General features: G+C 68.2%; 20 protein-coding genes and 2 pseudogenes. 10 read left to right on the plus strand and 12 right to left on the minus strand.

The window, feature by feature from the left end:
- Positions 1 to 271: 271 nt before the first annotated feature.
- A complete protein-coding gene (locus ACJA3G_RS12075; RefSeq protein WP_406552929.1) occupies positions 272 to 1,264 on the minus strand; it encodes an alpha/beta fold hydrolase in 993 nt (330 codons plus the stop codon).
- A gap of 139 nt (positions 1,265 to 1,403) precedes the next feature.
- On the opposite strand from ACJA3G_RS12075, the gene ACJA3G_RS12080 reads away from it, so the two are divergent.
- A complete protein-coding gene (locus tag ACJA3G_RS12080; protein WP_406552930.1) occupies positions 1,404 to 2,033 on the plus strand; it encodes a helix-turn-helix domain-containing protein in 630 nt (209 codons plus the stop codon).
- A gap of 293 nt (positions 2,034 to 2,326) precedes the next feature.
- Entirely contained in the window at positions 2,327 to 2,545 is a 219-nt protein-coding gene (locus tag ACJA3G_RS12085; protein ID WP_406552931.1) for a helix-turn-helix domain-containing protein, read from the plus strand.
- Positions 2,546 to 2,748: 203 nt separating this feature from the next.
- Here the strand turns inward: ACJA3G_RS12085 and ACJA3G_RS12090 are convergent, their stop codons facing one another.
- Complete coding sequence (locus ACJA3G_RS12090) at positions 2,749 to 3,141, minus strand: hypothetical protein (RefSeq protein ID WP_406552932.1); 393 nt, start codon at positions 3,139 to 3,141, stop codon at positions 2,749 to 2,751.
- A gap of 298 nt (positions 3,142 to 3,439) precedes the next feature.
- Between ACJA3G_RS12090 and ACJA3G_RS12095 the strand changes: the two genes are divergently transcribed.
- Both ACJA3G_RS12095 and ACJA3G_RS12100 read left to right on the plus strand, forming a co-directional pair.
- Complete coding sequence (locus ACJA3G_RS12095; protein ID WP_406552933.1) at positions 3,440 to 3,820, plus strand: RidA family protein; 381 nt, start codon at positions 3,440 to 3,442, stop codon at positions 3,818 to 3,820.
- 378 nt (positions 3,821 to 4,198) lie between these two features.
- Positions 4,199 to 4,666 (plus strand): hypothetical protein, encoded by a 468-nt coding sequence (locus tag ACJA3G_RS12100; RefSeq protein WP_406552934.1) that lies wholly within the window; start codon positions 4,199 to 4,201, stop codon positions 4,664 to 4,666.
- A gap of 108 nt (positions 4,667 to 4,774) precedes the next feature.
- Here ACJA3G_RS12100 and ACJA3G_RS12105 read toward each other — a convergent pair whose 3' ends face one another.
- Positions 4,775 to 5,146: a hypothetical protein gene (locus ACJA3G_RS12105; RefSeq protein ID WP_406552935.1), complete on the minus strand. Its 372-nt coding sequence runs from the start codon at positions 5,144 to 5,146 to the stop codon at positions 4,775 to 4,777.
- Positions 5,147 to 5,315: 169 nt separating this feature from the next.
- Positions 5,316 to 6,062: a hypothetical protein gene (locus ACJA3G_RS12110; protein ID WP_406552936.1), complete on the minus strand. Its 747-nt coding sequence runs from the start codon at positions 6,060 to 6,062 to the stop codon at positions 5,316 to 5,318.
- Positions 6,063 to 6,137: 75 nt separating this feature from the next.
- On the opposite strand from ACJA3G_RS12110, the gene ACJA3G_RS12115 reads away from it, so the two are divergent.
- Positions 6,138 to 6,383, plus strand: coding sequence for a hypothetical protein (locus ACJA3G_RS12115; RefSeq protein ID WP_406552937.1), 246 nt, complete (start codon positions 6,138 to 6,140; stop codon positions 6,381 to 6,383).
- Between the two features lie 114 nt (positions 6,384 to 6,497).
- Here the strand turns inward: ACJA3G_RS12115 and ACJA3G_RS12120 are convergent, their stop codons facing one another.
- The 3 genes from ACJA3G_RS12120 to ACJA3G_RS12130 form a co-directional block, all read right to left on the minus strand.
- Positions 6,498 to 6,698: a hypothetical protein gene (locus ACJA3G_RS12120; protein ID WP_406552938.1), complete on the minus strand. Its 201-nt coding sequence runs from the start codon at positions 6,696 to 6,698 to the stop codon at positions 6,498 to 6,500.
- A 33-nt stretch (positions 6,699 to 6,731) separates the two neighbouring features.
- On the minus strand, positions 6,732 to 7,271 hold the full coding sequence (locus ACJA3G_RS12125) for a hypothetical protein (protein ID WP_406552939.1): 540 nt from the start codon (positions 7,269 to 7,271) through the stop codon (positions 6,732 to 6,734).
- A 1,222-nt stretch (positions 7,272 to 8,493) separates the two neighbouring features.
- On the minus strand, positions 8,494 to 8,964 hold the full coding sequence (locus ACJA3G_RS12130) for a hypothetical protein (protein WP_406552940.1): 471 nt from the start codon (positions 8,962 to 8,964) through the stop codon (positions 8,494 to 8,496).
- Positions 8,965 to 9,085: 121 nt separating this feature from the next.
- Between ACJA3G_RS12130 and ACJA3G_RS12135 the strand changes: the two genes are divergently transcribed.
- The 4 genes from ACJA3G_RS12135 to ACJA3G_RS12150 all read left to right on the plus strand — a co-directional run bounded on the left by ACJA3G_RS12135 (position 9,086) and on the right by ACJA3G_RS12150 (position 10,296).
- On the plus strand, positions 9,086 to 9,316 hold the full coding sequence (locus ACJA3G_RS12135) for a hypothetical protein (RefSeq protein ID WP_406552941.1): 231 nt from the start codon (positions 9,086 to 9,088) through the stop codon (positions 9,314 to 9,316).
- Between the two features lie 103 nt (positions 9,317 to 9,419).
- The gene (locus ACJA3G_RS12140) at positions 9,420 to 9,659 is read left to right on the plus strand and encodes a hypothetical protein (protein WP_406552942.1); all 240 of its coding nucleotides are present in this window, start codon (positions 9,420 to 9,422) and stop codon (positions 9,657 to 9,659) included.
- Entirely contained in the window at positions 9,635 to 9,940 is a 306-nt protein-coding gene (locus tag ACJA3G_RS12145; protein WP_406552943.1) for a hypothetical protein, read from the plus strand. Before ACJA3G_RS12140 ends, ACJA3G_RS12145 begins: the two co-directional genes overlap by 25 nt.
- Positions 9,937 to 10,296, plus strand: coding sequence for a DUF6233 domain-containing protein (locus tag ACJA3G_RS12150; protein ID WP_406552944.1), 360 nt, complete (start codon positions 9,937 to 9,939; stop codon positions 10,294 to 10,296). Before ACJA3G_RS12145 ends, ACJA3G_RS12150 begins: the two co-directional genes overlap by 4 nt.
- A 40-nt stretch (positions 10,297 to 10,336) precedes the next feature.
- On the opposite strand, the gene ACJA3G_RS12155 is transcribed toward ACJA3G_RS12150, so the two are convergent.
- Both ACJA3G_RS12155 and ACJA3G_RS12160 read right to left on the minus strand, forming a co-directional pair.
- A complete protein-coding gene (locus ACJA3G_RS12155; RefSeq protein WP_406552945.1) occupies positions 10,337 to 10,969 on the minus strand; it encodes a hypothetical protein in 633 nt (210 codons plus the stop codon).
- A 218-nt stretch (positions 10,970 to 11,187) separates the two neighbouring features.
- On the minus strand, positions 11,188 to 11,622 hold the full coding sequence (locus ACJA3G_RS12160; protein ID WP_406552946.1) for a hypothetical protein: 435 nt from the start codon (positions 11,620 to 11,622) through the stop codon (positions 11,188 to 11,190).
- 155 nt (positions 11,623 to 11,777) lie between these two features.
- Here ACJA3G_RS12160 and ACJA3G_RS12165 point away from each other — a divergent pair, with 155 nt between their 5' ends.
- On the plus strand, positions 11,778 to 12,209 hold the full coding sequence (locus ACJA3G_RS12165) for a hypothetical protein (protein WP_406552947.1): 432 nt from the start codon (positions 11,778 to 11,780) through the stop codon (positions 12,207 to 12,209).
- Here ACJA3G_RS12165 and ACJA3G_RS12170 read toward each other — a convergent pair.
- From ACJA3G_RS12170 to fxsT, 3 genes and pseudogenes are all read right to left on the minus strand, one after another.
- A pseudogene (locus tag ACJA3G_RS12170) lies at positions 12,201 to 13,422 on the minus strand (IS110 family transposase). The gene ACJA3G_RS12165 and the pseudogene ACJA3G_RS12170 sit on opposite strands and share 9 nt — an antisense overlap.
- 391 nt (positions 13,423 to 13,813) lie before the next feature.
- A pseudogene (locus tag ACJA3G_RS12175) lies at positions 13,814 to 13,864 on the minus strand (hypothetical protein); the annotation flags it as partial.
- A gap of 45 nt (positions 13,865 to 13,909) precedes the next feature.
- A complete protein-coding gene (gene fxsT / locus ACJA3G_RS12180) occupies positions 13,910 to 16,348 on the minus strand; it encodes an FxSxx-COOH system tetratricopeptide repeat protein (RefSeq protein ID WP_406552948.1) in 2,439 nt (812 codons plus the stop codon).
- Positions 16,349 to 16,428: the final 80 nt, after the last annotated feature.

Consider the following 16,428-nt stretch of genomic DNA (forward strand, 5'->3'; position numbering starts at 1 on the left):
GGGGGCAGGGACCTGGGGACGGGAGGCCGGTGGGCGGCCGACTCCAGGAGCGTGCGGACCTGTTGGGCGAGGCCGGGGCCGGGTATCGGCAGGTCCATTTCTGGTTCGCGCAGGTACGGGCCCTTGACGTGAGGTCGGCAGGGGCAGACGAGGTGTGATCGGCGCGGTGTGCCGGTGGCGAAATACCGGCAAGTTGGTGGGCCGACGCCCTGGGGACCGCCGAGCGATTCGCTGCCCATACCTTCCACCCACACGCTGTCCACCGCCTCATTCAGCCCTGGAGAGGGGCGAGCCAGTCGGTCAGCAGGCGGTTGACCTCATCGGGGCGCTCCTGCTGGATCCAGTGGCCGCAGCCTTCCAGCAGGTGGGAGGCGGTCAGGCCGGGGAGGGTGGTGGAGTAGGCGTCGATGGCGTCGGACATCCAGGTGGTCGAGGCGTCCCGGGTGCCGCCGATGAACAGGGACGGCTGCTTGATCGGGGCTCCGCGGTGGGGGGCGAGGTCTTCCCAGTCGCGGTCCATGTTGCGGTAGCGGTTGAGGGCGCCGGTCAGGCCGGTGCGCTCGAACTCCCCGACGTAGAGGTCAAGGTCGTCCTCGGTCAACCAGGCCGGCAGGACCCCCGTCGGGAAGCGGTCGCGCAGCCGCCGGCCGCCGCCGCGGGTGATGAAGTGCGGGTCGGGTTCACCCTGGGCGGGCATGGTGTCGGCGGACAGTGCCGCGTAGAAGCCCGCGAGCCAGCCGCGGACGTCAGGCTCGATCTCCGCCTCGGCGCGGCCGGGCTGTTGGAAGTAGGAGACGTAGAACTCCTGCTCGGGGCCGCCGATCTGGCCGAAGATGTCGGTGGGGCGGGGGCCGCCGGGCGGCGCGTAGGGGACGCTCAGCAGGCCGACGGCGCGGAAAACCCCGGGGTGGAGCAGCGCGCTGGCGGCAGCGATGCTGGAGCCCCAGTCGTGGCCGACGACCACCGCGTCTTTTTCGCCGAGGGCGCGCACGACGGCGACGTTGTCCTCCACCAGGTCGAGCATCCGGTAGGCGGCGGTCGCCTCCGGCTTGGAGGAGCGGCCGTAACCGCGCACGTCGATCGCCACCGCCCGGTAGCCGGCCGCGGCGAGGGCCGGGAGCTGGCGGCGCCAGGAGTACCAGGACTCAGGGAAACCGTGCACGAGCAGGACCAGCGGGCCGGTGCCCTGCTCGACCAGGTGCAGGCGTCCGGCCGGGGCCTCAACGGTGCGGTGGCGGAATGCGGCAGACGACTCGGATTGCATGGACTTCTCCTCGGTTCGCGGTGACACGGCTGCCCATCGATCATGCGGCGCAGCACCCGCCCGACGCGATCATCCTTGCCATTCTGGCAACCTTGCAGGACAGAGCGGTGAAGCGGCATGGCACGAAGGAGCGTGGAAGGTGGCAGTCGATGATGTGGACGGCACGCTGGCCGCGATGGGGCCCCGGTTACGGGCCGCGCGCGAGCACCACGGCGCGACACTCGCCGGTGTCAGCTACGCGACCGGCATCTCACCCAGCACGCTGTCCCGGATCGAGACCGGCCGACGCAAGCCCACGCTGGAGGTTCTGCTGCAGCTGTCAATGGAGTACGGCGTCTCCCTGGACGAGCTGGCCGGCACAGCATCCGCCCCCACGGCCGAGCGGCGCGCTACGGCGCCGCTGGGCTTCGGCGACGCCAAGGCGGTGTTGCCGTTGACCCGGTACGTCGGCGGCCTGCACGCCCACAAGCACGTCCTGCCCGCCCTCGAGGACCCGCCCGCGCGGCCCCGTCAGGTCTCCCACGACGGCTACGAGTGGCTGTGTGTCCTGTACGGACGCCTGTGGCTCGCGCTCGGCGACCAAGACCTCGTCCTGACCCCTGGAGACGTTGCCGAGTTCGACACCCGCACTCCGCACGGGGTGGCGAACTCCAGCCCCGGCGGTCCGGTCGAGTACCTGATCATGTTCGGACCGCAGGGCGAGCGCCTACGGCCGCGCACCTCTCCAGCCGCTCCTCGCGGGACTGGTGACAGAAGGGCTGCGGGGTGACCGGCTGGGACAAGCTGCGTTGCCTTGTCGGTGACAACCACGCTGCTTCGTTCGGTCTCCTTCGCCACGTCATCCGGCTTCGCCGGTGACAAGGACTGAGCTTTGGCTCACCGAACCAGACGGTTGGGCGGACCGCCATTTGCTTTCTCCGACGGGAAGCGTGTCCTGACGTTCGGTCCGACGGGCGGCAGCCGCGCCGTTCCCCCACCGGAGGGCTGAAAACACTGCATTACTGACCTCTTCGGCGTGATGTCGGGGCTGACGCGGCGTGATCCCTGCGGTGTGCCACGACCATGCGGTATGCGCAAGGCGGAGGACTGACCGCGGAGCGGCGGCAGTTGCGTGACCAGATCAGGCGACAGGCTGGCAAGCGGTTCGAGCAGGGCGACAGCTCTGCGGTGTGCGCGAAGGATCTGCGGGTGAGTGAGCGGTGGGTGGAACGCTGGCGGCAAGCCTGGCGCGAGGGGCGGCCTGGACGCCCTCGCCTCGGAAGGACCGCCCGAACTGCCTAAACTGCCTAAACCGTCCGACGAACAATTCGCCTTGCTCAAGACGGAGTTGCTACGCGAGCCGAAGGCGCATGGCCGGGAGGACCAACGGCGGGCGCTGCTGAACTTGAACTCGCGGCAGCCCGCGGCCGGAGCGGCCACGGGCTGTCGGTCGTCGCACGCGGGCCGGGTGTGGGCCCGCGCGAGATGCGTGAGATGTACGAAGGTCAGCGAACGGTCACGTTGAACACCGGCGAAACGGCCTTCCCGTTCACGATGCGCAGGTCGTTCTTGCCCTTCAGGCCGAGCTTGACGCCCAGCGAGTAGGTGCCCTTGGAGCCCAGCGGCGTCACAGCGGGCAGGCTGACCCAGTTCTTGCCCTGCTTCTGCTGGAGGGCCATCTTGCTTCCCGCCTTCAGGCCGGTCGCGGTGCCGGTGACCCGGAACAGCTGCCACGCCTTCACCGAGGTCACTGACGGCTTGGCGGTAATGCCGACCTTGACGCTGGTCGCCTGTACGACGGGGGCGGCCGAGGCAACGGTTCCCGCGAGGACGACGGATGCCGCGCTGACAACGCCCACGGCAGCGATACGCAGGGAGTGCCGCTTGGTGATGGCCATGAAATTCCCTCTCAGTCGAAAAAGCCCATATCTCATGGTTGAGTGAGTTGGCGCCCTTTGCTCGCTTCTTGCCTGAGAAGAAGGCCCTCGCCCAGAACGCGTTGCCCCACGTTTGTCACCGTCCTGCAACAACCACCTCCCGGCGCCACTCCGGTGCCTCGTGCGAGCCCGCGCCTCACCCAGGTCGTGTACACGGCCCAGGTGAGGCAGTACGGGTTCCAGGCGTAGGTGAGTGTCGAGGAGGTGTTGCCGGTGGGGATCCGGTGCGTGCGGGCAGCACCCCGGCAGACTCGCTGACATGGCTGAGAAAGTCACCCGCATCAACCCCGAGCAGCTGCATGAGACGTCCGGCTACCACCACATCACAGTGGTGGAGGCAGGCCGTACGGCCTATATCTCGGGACAGTGCCCGCTTGATCGGAACGGTGACCTCGTCGGTGCCGGTTCCCTGGAGGCGCAGGTCGACCAGGTGGTCGCGAACGCGCTGGCTGCCCTGGCCGCGGTGAACGCCGAGCCGCAATACGTGGTGCGGTCAGTGATCTACGTACGGAGCGACGAGAGGGACGTGCTCGGAGCGGCGTGGCGTCGGCTCACCCAGTCCGCCGTGGCTCCGGCGTTCACCACCGCCAGCACGCTTTTGGACGTTGCCCAGCTGGGCTTTCGCGGACAGCTCGTCTAGGTGGATCTGACGGTGGCGCTGCCTGACTGACCGACGGGCCATTCGGGTGCGGAGTTCGACGTTCGACGGCGGCGCATTGATGCGTTCGTTTGGACGCCGGGAGGTCGTCGCCGACCAGATGACCGCTTCCTTCAAATAGCTCGGCGGCACCGAGCGGCGAGATACGAGGGCCGTAGCCGGCACGTACGGTCGCAGGAGAACAGACGCGAACCGAAGTACTGCGTCGGGGCGGCCCAGTTGTCCGCGGACAACCCTTCTTGTCCGCCCCGTGATCCGAGCCGACCTGCACGGATTGCCGCGGGACATGCGGACAACTTCCCCTGCCCGGCAGTGTCAGACAGCGGGACACGTCCATGCATCCTGAATAAAGGAGATGTCATGTTCAAACGCATGCTCGCCGCCACAGCCGCGCTCGGTGCCGCCCTGGCCGGCATGGTGTCCGTCGCCCCCTCGGCCTCCGCGCAGGAGAACGGTTTCGCATGCAGGTCCGACACCACGTGGAACCACTCGTGGGCGAACTGGGGCGGCGCCAACATAGATGCCTGCATCAGCCAGAACGGATCGACGATCACCGCCGGAATCGGAGTCAACAATTCCTTCCCGTCCGATCCCTGCGCCCAGCTCGTGGACGCGGCCACCGGGAAGTGGCTCTACGACTTCGGGTGCGTCGACCGGGTGACCGGCAAGTGGGTCCCTGCCTACGGCGGGAACCAGTACTACAACATCCGCTCGATCGACCTACCCAAGAACACGAGGCAGGTCCTGGTACAGGTTGGCTTCTGGGCCGACCTGGGTTCCGGGGTCCAGTACTACATGAACGTTCAGAGCCCGCGGATCATTTTCTAACCCGGGTGAAGACACAGATCACCACGCCGAGTTCACCCTGACGCCGGTCCCTGGCGGTGCGGGGCGCACGCCGCTCGCGTGCGCCCCGTCAGTGGTGTTCCGCCGACGTCAGATGTGCTCCGCCGGGTTCGCCGGCAAGATGAAGTTCCAGCTGCCCGGTCCGTGGTGCTGGCCGTCGGGGGAATTCCTGGAAGGGCAGGCTCCGTTGGTGGGGTTGCCGTTCCACCACAGGCCGAAGCAGTAGTTACAGAATCTCCAGTTGTTCTGGTACGCCGTCACCTCGTCCGGTATCGGCAGTCCCATCAGCGCCCTCGCTTCGTTGTGGGCGGCGGCGCCGGGCGGCATCGCCGGAGCGGACTTCGTGCCGTGGTGCGGGGCGGCCTGCGCCGCGGGTGCGCCGAGCGCCACCGCACCGGCGGCCAGCGCCGCGCCACCGGCGGCCCTGATGATGCCGCGACGCGTCTGAGGCTGATCGCTCACGTCCTTCTCCTTCATGTCCTGGAGCACTGAGGAACACAGGAACAGCCCCGGTCCGTGGAGATGAGCGCGGGACCGGCACGGGAATGACTGTGCTCCGCCGACGGGTTGTCCGACATCCCCAGAAATGGGCATTGACAGGCGACCCGGCGCGTACCCCGGAGGCAGTCGATCACGGACGTACCGATAACAGGACCGGTGGACCGGTGGACCGGTGGACCGGTGGACCGGTGGACCGGTGGACCGGTGGACCGGTGTGGAACTTGATTGCGGCCGTCTGAAACCGCCCTGTTGGCGGGCAGAGGGCCCTTGCGATCGTCAAGACCGCGGTCGGAGCGGCATGACAAAGCCAATGGTGGGGGCGTGACGGACGACCTCGTTGGTGCGGCCCGGAGGCGGCCCAGGCGAGTGCGCCGAGGGCGAAGCCGTAACCGGCGACCCGCCCATGCCCGTTGTCCTGCGCGAACCACATCACCAGCCCGAGCGCCGGCACACCGAGCGCCAGCAGGTGGTTTGTGCGGACGGCCTGGCCGCGGCCCGCCTTCGTCGTCGCAGCCCTCGCGCCGGTGTCGCCGGCGTTCTCGTCGGCGCCGCCGCGCAGCAGCAGGGCCGCGGCCAGCGTCGCGCCCAGGAAGCAGGTGGCACCGGAGCTGCCGGCGAAGTTGCGTGGGCCGGTGTTGTGGGAGGCCTGGACCCACAGCTTGTCGATCTGCTCCGGCAGCAAGATGCCCCGCGATGAACAGGCGAGTGTCAGCGGCGCACCCCAGAACCAGTCGGTGAAGGCCGCGACAGCGGCGAAGGTGGCGATGTTCCAGGCGACGCCGCCGAAGCCGCCATTCTGCACGAAGACCGAACCACACGCCACCAGCCAGACTTCGACGGGTCCACGTCGAGCGCGTCCATCACCCGCGCCCAGCACAGTTGGAGGGTCACACCAGCGAGGGCGAGCCCGGTCAGACCAACGGCCGCCCAGGGGAAGCGCCATTGGGCCGGCGTGCTCTGGCCGACCGTGCTCAGCCATGACTCCGCTTACGTGCTCCAGGAGCAGAGCGAGACGCCCGCGATGCCGGTCACCGCCGAGGATGTCACCGCCCTCCAGCGGAACTTTCCTCGAACAGCGACCGCGGCGGCCACGTGCGGGCCGGAGGAGAAATTCACCCGCAGCCTGGACCTGCTTTGCGCCGGCATCGCGACACTGATCCAGCCGCCGTCCGAGGCACTTCTGCCTGAGGGCCCGTAGGGCTGATGCGCGAACCTTGTGGCCGGGGCCGGAGCCGCCATCGCCCTCGGTGCGGCGGGTTACGCGCAGTTGGCCGGGACCGGCCACCGGACGCGGCCTGGTCCCGTGGGGCCGCTACCTGGACCGTTCACCGTGCATCATCATCAGCAGCACGGTCAGGGACATCGCGGCCAGCAGCCAGCCGATGGCGCGCAGAGCGCGCAGGCCGCAGCCGGGCAGGACCCAGTACCCCCACAGCAGGCGGCGTTCGCCCCACGGGGTGCCGATCAGGTCGTGGCGGCGCATCTCACACTCGCCGTAGTCAACCCATGCCATACCGCAGCCGCAGGTCATTGCTTGGGTGAAAACCTAGCTCTCCGCCTCCAACGCCCTGCGTGCTGCTCTCTGAAAGGCGCTGCCTGGCGCGCGCTTTGCTGCGACTGCCTGCATGTACTGCGCGTCGAAGTCCCCCAAGCGGCCAACTCCACCTTGGCAGGCAGCCTCATGCCAAGCCGTCCCGGCCATGTCCAAGGCATACATCGCCCGCCGCAGAGCATCCCCTGCATCGGCCACGAATGCGGGACCTACGACGGCGACCTCAGCCACCGCAGAGCTGAAGGGAGCCCATGCCGCATGGGCGTCGGCCGCGGGTTCACGCCACTGCTCCTCAGAATTCCCTTCGACGCGAAGACTTGCTGCCAACTTCCACCACGCCGCCGACACTTGCTTGGAAGCGCTGATGCATTTGCCGTAAGCGTTGCGGCGAGCCTCCTCCAGCCTGAGCTCCCGGTCGATCTGCCGCTGCCGTCTCTGCTGTAATCCCTGGCTCATGGTGGTGACCACGCCTCCCCCAAACCCTCCGAGCGTGCCGATCGCCGCACCGACTACAGCTGCCACTCCTGCGTCCATGGGAAGCCATTAGACCCTGGGACGCCGCAAGGCTGCCAGATCGGGTAACCCCCGATTTTCACGACACAGGATCCAAAGCGTGTTGCAGAAGGCCTTGTCCGGACAGGTCAGGGATCGCAACCTTCGGGCCGACTACTCACCAAACTCGATCCGGCTGCCACCCAGCCCACGGACACCACCCCAAAAATTCGCAGAGTCTCCGGTGCCGGCGCACCAGGGCTCAGCACGAGCCTCACCTGCACGACTGAACGTCTGGACGACTGCGAATCGCTCCGACGAGGCTCGATCCCACCGGCACAACCTGTGACGGCGCTCTGGCCAGCGGCGCCGAGGCATGCGGAAGTCCCGGGCTGCGCCACATCACCTCGGCAGTCTGCCTCTCGCAGAGCTCTCACAGATGTTCAATTGTGAGAACGGCGTTTGGCGGGAGTCGCCGTGAGCCAAGAGGGAAGATCCGCTTCCCTGCCCTGAGGCTCGAGGAGATCCAGCAAGTGCATCTTCAGGTCTAGTGCGGCATACAGTTGCATCAGCCTGTCGGAGGTCGGACTCTTGTGCTTGAGGCAGATCTTCAGGGCCATGCTGACGGCTCGTAGCGCCGCCAAAAGATCACGCTGGTTTTGAAGGATCTGGGCCTTGCCAAGGAGTGAGCGGGAATTTCAGATTCGCACTCGGTTGGTTTGTCCGCCGCCAGTCTGCGGAAGATCTCCACCGCTTGCTGCTGCGCGGTCAGACCTTCTCCGTGCCGTCCCACCTCCGAAAAGCGGGGCCAAGGTTGGAGAGTGCAATAGCGAACTGGGATTCGTACCCGGCTGGGTTGCTTGCTGCCAGTCGGCGCACCACCCGTAAACAACTCCCACAAACCGTCCGGCAATGCACCCCCCGACACCGACACCGCCGACACATCGACAGTCCTCTTCCGGCCGCGCGATCGCCTATCTCGAACGCGCCTGCGCCGCAGCCACACGGGTGCTGGACGAGGACCACCCCACAACGAATAGCCGCGCCCGCTGGTGAACGCGCTGACGGCAGATCGCGCCAGTGCGCAGGACTGCGTGCAAGGACACTCGCCATCTCAGGAAGTCCAGTCCTCTTACTGGTTTAGAGAAGTGACCAGGCCGAACGAGATGGCGCCGGACCAGACAGGGCGGGGCATACGTCCTCCCAGACCCCCTTGGGACAGGACATCCAGCCTACGGCCGCGCCGCATCCCCAGCATGCGAGATCAGGGCAGCGTGTAAGGCCGGGGATAGCCCATCTGCTCGTACTCACGGGTCTGCGCGTCGATCTGCTCCAGGGCGCGGGCGCGGCCGTGTGCTTCCAGCCGCATCACCGCCGTGCAGATCGTGATGGCGTGGGTCTGGTCCGCCGGAGCCAGATCCGCCACCGCCTGGGTGAGGCCGACCTCGCCCGCTGCGACGCGGCGTACCGCGGCGGTCGCTGCGAACTCGGTCTCCGCCGGTGCCAGCGCCGCCACTGCATCGATTAGACGCAACGACATGGTCGGCTCCCCCGGCTGGTCGAAGACCTCGTCGTGGCTGATGACCGCCCAGGCCAGCACGCGCTCAAGCTGGTCGGATTCCAGGCCGATGAGACAGACAGCGATCCGGGCGCGGTCCTGCGTGAGGTAGGACCGCGTCAGATCGGCCGCCTGCCGCATCGCTTCGACCAGCTGCGGATCGTCTTCTGATGCCATGCCGCCACTTCTAGCGGACCCGAGGAGACGTCGGACAGCCTTCACCGCTTTCCTCACCGGGATGTGTCGTACGGCGCGTCTTCACATGACAAGAAAATCGAACAGGTGGTCTAATTCGGCCATGGCGCGAACGCACTTCCCCCACGATCTTCTGGCAGCCCAGACCGCCTGGTACACCGTCTACCACCAGCTCGCCACCACGGCCGCCGACGGCGCCGCGCACCGTCGCCGACTGCTGGAGCTGTCCCGGCGTATCACCGCGCACCCCTTCTGGCAGAGCCCCGCGGGCACCCCCGCCGCCCGCGTCGCCCTCAAGGAGCTCGCCCGCACGCGCATAAAGACACAGCCCTGACGCTCACCAGTCAGCAGTCCCCTATCCCGCAGGGGCCAGGAGCGAGGCGCCGCGTACGAGGAGACGTTCACAGGCCGGCCGGAGAGGAAAGGAGGCAGCAGCCATGGAGAGCACGCATCTCGTCCGGCTGACGTTCCGAACGGGCGGGCCAGCAGTGGAGGGCGAGTGGTCTGTCGCCGGTACGGCGCAGGACCGGTACACCGAGTGGGTCGGCCGGCACAGCGCCAACCCTGCCGCGGTCATCCAGCTCATCGAGGACAGCGGCGGGCGTCAGCGGGTGGACCGGACCTGGACGGACCGCGGCGAGACCGTCGGAGCGTGGCCGGCAGCGAGGGCACGATGAGCACGCCCCAGATGTGGCCGCGGCCTCCCCGGGCAGCGGAGCCGGCATCACCGCCACAGGAGGCCGCCGTCTTACGCAACTACAGCCCCTACGAGGTCGTCGCCATCAACCTGTGGGTCGGCGATCACCAGTACCGAACGGTGGCCATGGCCCACTACGACACTCCCGAGGGCCGCCGTGCCTACCACCAGTGTCTGTGGCCCGCGCTGCCCGACGGCGCCCTCACCGGCTCGTACTGGTGGAACCCCGCCACCATGACCCGACGGGACTTCACCCCATGACCCAGCCACTGCCGCCGGGCCTGCTGCCGCCCGATCTTCCCCGCCTGGAACCGCTGCGGGCCTGGCACGCCATGTGGCTCACCCTGATCGACCAGGCCATCACCGACATCAAACGCCAAGAAGCCGAACGCGAAGAAGGCCAGAAACGGCGGCCTCCACCGCCGGAGTGGACCATCGAGCACGCCCTCGGCGGACCGCACCTGCTCACCGCCGTCCACACCGGCGACTGCTGGCTGCTCCGCCACTCCGGACGCATGGCCTCCGTCGACCGCGCCACCGCCCGCCAGGCCCTCGCCGACGACGTCGAACTCTGCGGCTTCTGCCGCCCGGACACGGCACTTGGCACGATCGACTGACCATCAGCTCCTGCCTCTGGGACCCCACCATCCCGCCCGCTCACGGCAGGCCTGGAAGGGTCCGTCCGCTCCGGGCCGGCGCAGGCAACACGAAGTCGGCGGGAATGGGTCCGCCTCGCAGGTGCTCGGTCTGCCGTGTCAGAAGGAGGTCGAGAGCGCTGGCAGCCCCTTGGACCTTGTCGCGGAGCTCGGTGGTGGTGTGGTTCGAAAGCTGGTTGGTGAGGTTTTGTAACAGGGCCCTGCGGATCAGGGTCGTGGTCTCGGTGAGGGAGGTACGAACACTGCTGGATGTGCCCCCGACGAGGGTGATTCCTTCGGTGGAGGTGAGCCGGTAGAGAGCGGTGGTGATGACGTCAAGCAGGTCCAGGACCGTCGTGTCGTAGGAGTCGATGTCAACGGGGCGGTTTGCTTCAACGTTCTGGAGCACGGTCTCCATATGAAGGGACCATGACCTCGCGGCGACGCGGCCCGCGGCCACAGCCTCCAGCGCCAGTTGCCGAGCCTGCCGCGACTGCTCCTGCGCCAGGTGCCGAGCCTGGCGCGACTGCTCCCGCGCCGTGTTGCGCTCGTCCGCCCTGCGTGAGGACCGTTGAGCGAGTCCTGTACCGATCGCGCCGATCGACGCACCACCCAGGACCCCGACTAACCCATAGATTGCCTCAAGAGCAGCCACCGCAGCAGTCTGCGGTTCAACAGGGCGTCTTTCAAGAGCGATATACGAGCAGGCTCTTCCTTGGCGGGACATTTCCCTGAGCCGCCTGCCTGCGGGATACGCCACTTGGGCGTGCATCGGGCCGCATCGACGCACCTTCGGAGAAGATCGAGCACCACGATGCGCCCCGGATGCTGGGGTATGAGCCTAGAAGGGAAGCTCTGCCACAACAGGCACCTTCAGGTCACCTGTTCCCCTTTCTTCTGGGCGCGCCAGAGCCAGGCGGCCACGCGCGCCGGCACGTACGACCGGAAGGGCAGCACGAGTGACGCGGGCCGCGCCGTCCCTCCCCGGCCTCTCCAACGGGTGGCCGACACCTGTCCGCGTCCCGTACCGCGGACCGGCCAGGTGGCGACGGCGTTGGCCGATCCAAGCGTCAGCCGCTGCGTCTCCTTGATCCGCAGCCGCGCGCCGGATGTCATCAGCGCGGGCAGCGTGAACGTCCGGCCGCGCGATGGAAGAAGCCCTCCGCCGTTCCGTTGCCGAGGACCGGCCAAAAGCGTCGCCGCGCACGACACCGCCAGCAGCGCCTCAACAAAGCGCTCACCGCCGGAGGCCGGTCCGGCGTGGAAAAAGCAACTATGTCTCCTCAGGCCGCCCTGGCTCTCCCCCATGACCGCCGTCGCTGCACGGGCAATCCCACCAAGCCCTCAGCGCATATCTCAAGGACGACGGCCAGCCGCTCCCCGTCCCCGCAGCCCGGAACAGGCGCTGCTGGAGACCGCAGGGGGGGGTGCCCCTATGTAGTTCGTCAAGGTGGCGGGTTAGCTTGCTGCTGATGCCGGCTGGTTGGCTGGAGGAGGAAGTGGTGGGGACGTCGGGTGGACGGTCGGAGGTGCGGCCTGTCGAAGACTGGCGAGACGTCTATGACCTGCTGGATGCCGTTCGGCAGCGGCCGAACGCATGGGTGCGTAACGGCTCGTTGGAGGAACTGGCGGTGCTGATGTTCGGGTATCACCTCGCCCTTCAGGTCCACGATGTCGATGAGCCGTTCGAGTTTCACCGTGGGAGTGGAGGGTTTGCCTCCTGGCTTAGCAGGACCCATGGTTGGTCGATGGCGATTGCGTGGGACGCCGCAATCGTGGAGAACCTCCCTGGCGAACCCCCGCTTGATGCCTTCTTCCGTCTCGTTGATGAGTACCGAGAGTTCGCAGGTCAGCCGGTTCGTGAGCCCATTCATCGCGGTATCTGTTCAAGCTGATCGCGCGGGCTGGGGCTCGTAGAGGGTGCCGTCGCGGAGCATCGCGAAGAGGACGTCGGCTCGTCGTCTCGCGAGGCAGAGGAGGGCCTGGGTGTGGTGTTTGGCCTGGGCGATCTTCTTGTCGTAGTAGGCCCGGGAGGCTGGGTCGCCCAGGGCTGCGAAGGTGGACAGGAAGAAGGTCCGTTTGGGCTGTTTGTTCCCTCTCCGGGACGGCCGTTCGCCGCGGATCGAGGAGCCCGAGTTGCGGGTTGCCGCGGCGAGCCCTGCGTAGGCGGCGAGGTGGGCGGCGGAGGGGAAGCTGCTGCCGTCGCCGACCTCGATGAGGATCCTGGCTCCGGTCCTGATCCCGACTCCCGGCATCGAGATCAGGACCCGGGAAAGAGGGTGGGTTTCCAGCAGCTCATCGATCCGCCCGGCGCCAGGAGCTTGCGCTGGTCAAGGACGGCGGCGAGCGAGCTGGCCAGGCTCGGGACGATCAGGGCGGCCGCTTCGGTGCCGGGACCACCACGGTCTGCTCGTCCAGCGCGGTGAATATGTCCTCGACCAGCCGGTCGGCCATCCGCGGTGCCTTCGGCCGCAGCAGCGTGACCAGCCGCCGGCGGCCTGCCTTGCGGATCTGGGCCGGCGATCCGAACCGTTCCAGCAGGGCCAGGACGGCCGGGTGTTGCAACCGCGGGCCCAGGACCCGCTCCCGGGACGGGTGGATCTGGGTCAGCAGGCTGTGGAGCCGGTTCGCGACCCGGGTGGCCTCACCGGTCAGGTCGTCGTCGAAGCCGACGATCATCTCCAGCTCGGCGCTCGTCTCGTCTGCGAGGTCGACCGAGCGCAGCGTGTGAGACATCGCGCGGGCGGCATCGGCGATGATGAACGTGTCCCTCGCATCGGTCTTGGCCTCGCCGGGATAGAGGTCGGCGATCCGCCGCATCGTCAAGCCGGGCAGGCAGGCGACGGGGCAGCCCATGTCTCTCACGACGGCTAGGGGCAGGGCTCCGATCGAGGTCGGCTGGTCGACCACGACCAGCACCGTCCCGTGCTTGGCCTGGAGTTTCGCGGACAGCTCGCGGAGCTTGGGCTCGGTGTTGGGCAGGCGCTTGTCGAACGCGTTCTTCCCGGCCAGGTTGACAGCGGTGGCGTGGTGTTCGCCCTTGCCGACGTCCAGGCCGAGATAGACCCCCGTCCCACAAGACCACCGGGGAGAAAGCCAGATCTCCATGACGACGACCCGTCAGAAGAAGCGTGCCGCGAGCTCGAAGACCGGGTCGCTTCAGTCGCTGACCAGGACCAAGGTGTACGCCAAGGCTCCGTAGTCCTAGCCCAACAACCAGGGGAAAAGTAACCCGCTGGTAGCTTTCAGGGCTTCGTAGCTGCGGTCTTCGGGCTGACGGGGCATGGCCTGGGTCTTGTCGAGGTGCCCGTACACCGTGGACCGTGGCGCGCCGGACATGGCGGCGATCTGCTGGACGGTCTTCTCCCGCTCGCTCGTCGTAAGCCCGTTGGGCGAGCACGGCCTGGTCCTCGGTGAGCTTCGGTCGATGCCCGCCGACCCGGCCGCGGGCCCGTGCGGACGCGAGACCGTCCTTGGTGTTGGCCACGATCAGTTCGCGCTGGAGTTCGGCGAGCACGGACAGCATCCCGAACATGGCCCGGCCCTCCATCGTGAAGGTGTCGATGCGGCGGCGGCTCGGGGATACAGGGCCTCCTCAACCGCCACCGGCTGCGACGTTCCTGCGCCGCAGCCAGTGCCACCTCCGGCTCTGTGGCCGTTGGGCGGACATGGCCAGCGCTGTCTCCAGCGCGTTGCGGGTGCTCAAGGTATGCGTGTGCTCGTCGCCCAGGATGCGGACGCGGTCATCGAGGGTTCGGCGCAGCAGGTCTATCGCCTCGGCCTGCTCACCTGCACTGGTCAAAGCGAGAGCGAGGTTGTGGCGACTGGCAAGGGTATCCGGGTGCTCGGGGCTCAGGATGCGGGTGCGGTCCTCCAGGGTCTGCCGGTGCATGCGCACTGCTTGTGCGTGCTCGCCCATCCCGTGCAGCGCGAGACCGAGGCTGTCCCGGCTGGCCAGCGTGTGCGGATGCTCGTCGCCCAAAATGCGGGCGTGGTTGTTGAGCGCCTGCCGCAGCAGCTGTATCGCTTCCGTCTGCTCACCCGCCCTGGTCAGGGCGCTGGCGAGGTTGTGGCGGCTGAGCAGGGTGAGGTGGTGATCGGTACCCAAGACACGGATGCGGTCGTCAAGGGTGCTCCGGTGCATGCGCACTGCTTGTGCATGCTCGCCCATCCCGTCCAGCGCGAGACCGAGGCTGTCCCGGCTGGCCAGCGTGTGCGGATGCTCGTCGCCCAAAATGCGGGTACGGTCGCTGAGGGTCTGCCGCAGCAGACCTACCGCCTCGGCATGCTCACCCGTCCCGTCCAAAGCGCATGCGAGGTCATTGCGGCTGGTCAAAGTATCGGGGTGCACGGGGCCCAGGATTCGGGTGCGGTCCTCCAGGGTCTGCCGGAGCAGGCCTATTGCCTCGGCCGGCTCTCCCATTCCGAACAAGGCATTGCCCAGGTTGTTGCGGCTGGTCAAGGTATCGGGGTGCTCGGGGCCCAGCATGCGGGTCTCGACGTCGAGGACCCGTTCATGCAGCAGGCGCGCCGCACCGAAAGCCCCAGCCGTCTGCAGCACCTGCGCCAGGTCGTTGAGAGTGGTGCGGTGGTGTGCGGGAGTGCGCGGGTCCGCATAGTCGAGCAGCAGCGGCAGGTGGGGGGCGAGGAGCACGGCTGCAGGCCAACCAGCGCGCCCACGCTGGTTGGCCTCGTGCACGGCCGCGGTCAGCCGCTCGGCAAGGGCCTGGTGCCACACGGCGAGATCGGAGGTCTCGGCCGTGAGGGCGACAGCGTTGATCTCTCGGATCAGGGGATGCAGCACCGCCTGCGCCCCCTCACTGCTGCCCGACGCCCGGCCCGTGCTGCCGGGAGAGTGGGGCAGGCCGAGGAGACCGTAGCGGTGCAGGCCGGCGAACGCGGCCTCCAGGGCCACCGCGGTGACGTCGTGTCCGGTGACGACGGATAGCAGGTCCGGGGTGATCAGGGACAGTGGGACGGGGGCCTGAGCCAGCAGGGCCAGCAGTCGCAACACAGGGCGGGCCAAAGCGTTGCCCTCCCCGGCGAGCTGATCCAAGGAAACCTCCCAGGTGTGCCGCACCACGGCGCGGGCGACCTGCGGATGGGAGGCATTCGGGTGCGCCACTCCCAACAAGAACCGCAGTTCCTGTTCCAGGGCCTGGCGGTAGGCGGCAAAGGTGCGGTAGCGGCTGGTGGGTCCGGCCAGATAGGTGCCGGCCGCGTGCAACGCCAGTGGCAGCCCGCCCAGTCGCGCCGCCAGCTCCCGGGCCTGCTCGGCGGTGCCGGCTGCGGGAGCAGCGTCCAGCAGGACCTGCCCCGCAGGCCGCACCGGCAATGGCTCCAGTGGCAGCAGCTGTGCGCACGGACCCCAGGTCTGCTCGCTGCCATCCCGGCTGGTCACCACCAGCAGGCCCCGGCCATAAGGACGGATCCAGCCGCGATAGTCGGCTACCGGCTCCCCTGCCGGGCCGATCTCGTGCGGCTCGTCGGCGTTGTCCACCACCAGCAGCCACTGCCTCACCCGGCACAACTGTCGCCAGACCACATCCGGCAGGCTCGCATGCCCCGCTCGCGCGGCCTCCAGCTCTGCCTCTGGAAGGCCGCAGGCCAGCGCCGCCTGCACCATCTGCTGCGCCAGCTCGGCACCGTCACGCCAGCGCACCCAAAACACTCGCCAGCCCGCCGCCTCGGCCTGGGTGGCCAGTTGCGCGGCCACCGTTGTCTTGCCCATCCCGCCGACCGCGCACAGCACCGCGAACCGACCTCGTGGCCGCCGAAGCATGCCTGCCAGCACGGCGAGTTCGCCCTCACGCCCCCGCACGCGCTGAACATGCGGGGGGCGTAACGAAGCCTGCTGGCCCCGGGCCAGTCGACTCACCGGTGCCAGCCGCACCGGGGGCCTCGCTGCGGCATCCAGATGTCGGCCCCACAGCGACAGCCCGATGCTGACCGCCACCAGCACGCCGAACACCGGCCAGATCACCCACGCCTGCGCCGCCCAGCCAGGCACCGCCGCACTGGCGTAGTTGGTCACCGGCCCCAGCACAGCCGCCACCACTGCGGCTGCTCCCGCTACCGCCGACCCGGCCCACACACCCCGCCTACGCCCCATGG

The sequence above is a fragment of the Streptomyces sp. YS-3 genome, assembly GCF_045257485.1.
Classification (GTDB): Bacteria; Actinomycetota; Actinomycetes; order Streptomycetales; family Streptomycetaceae; genus Streptomyces.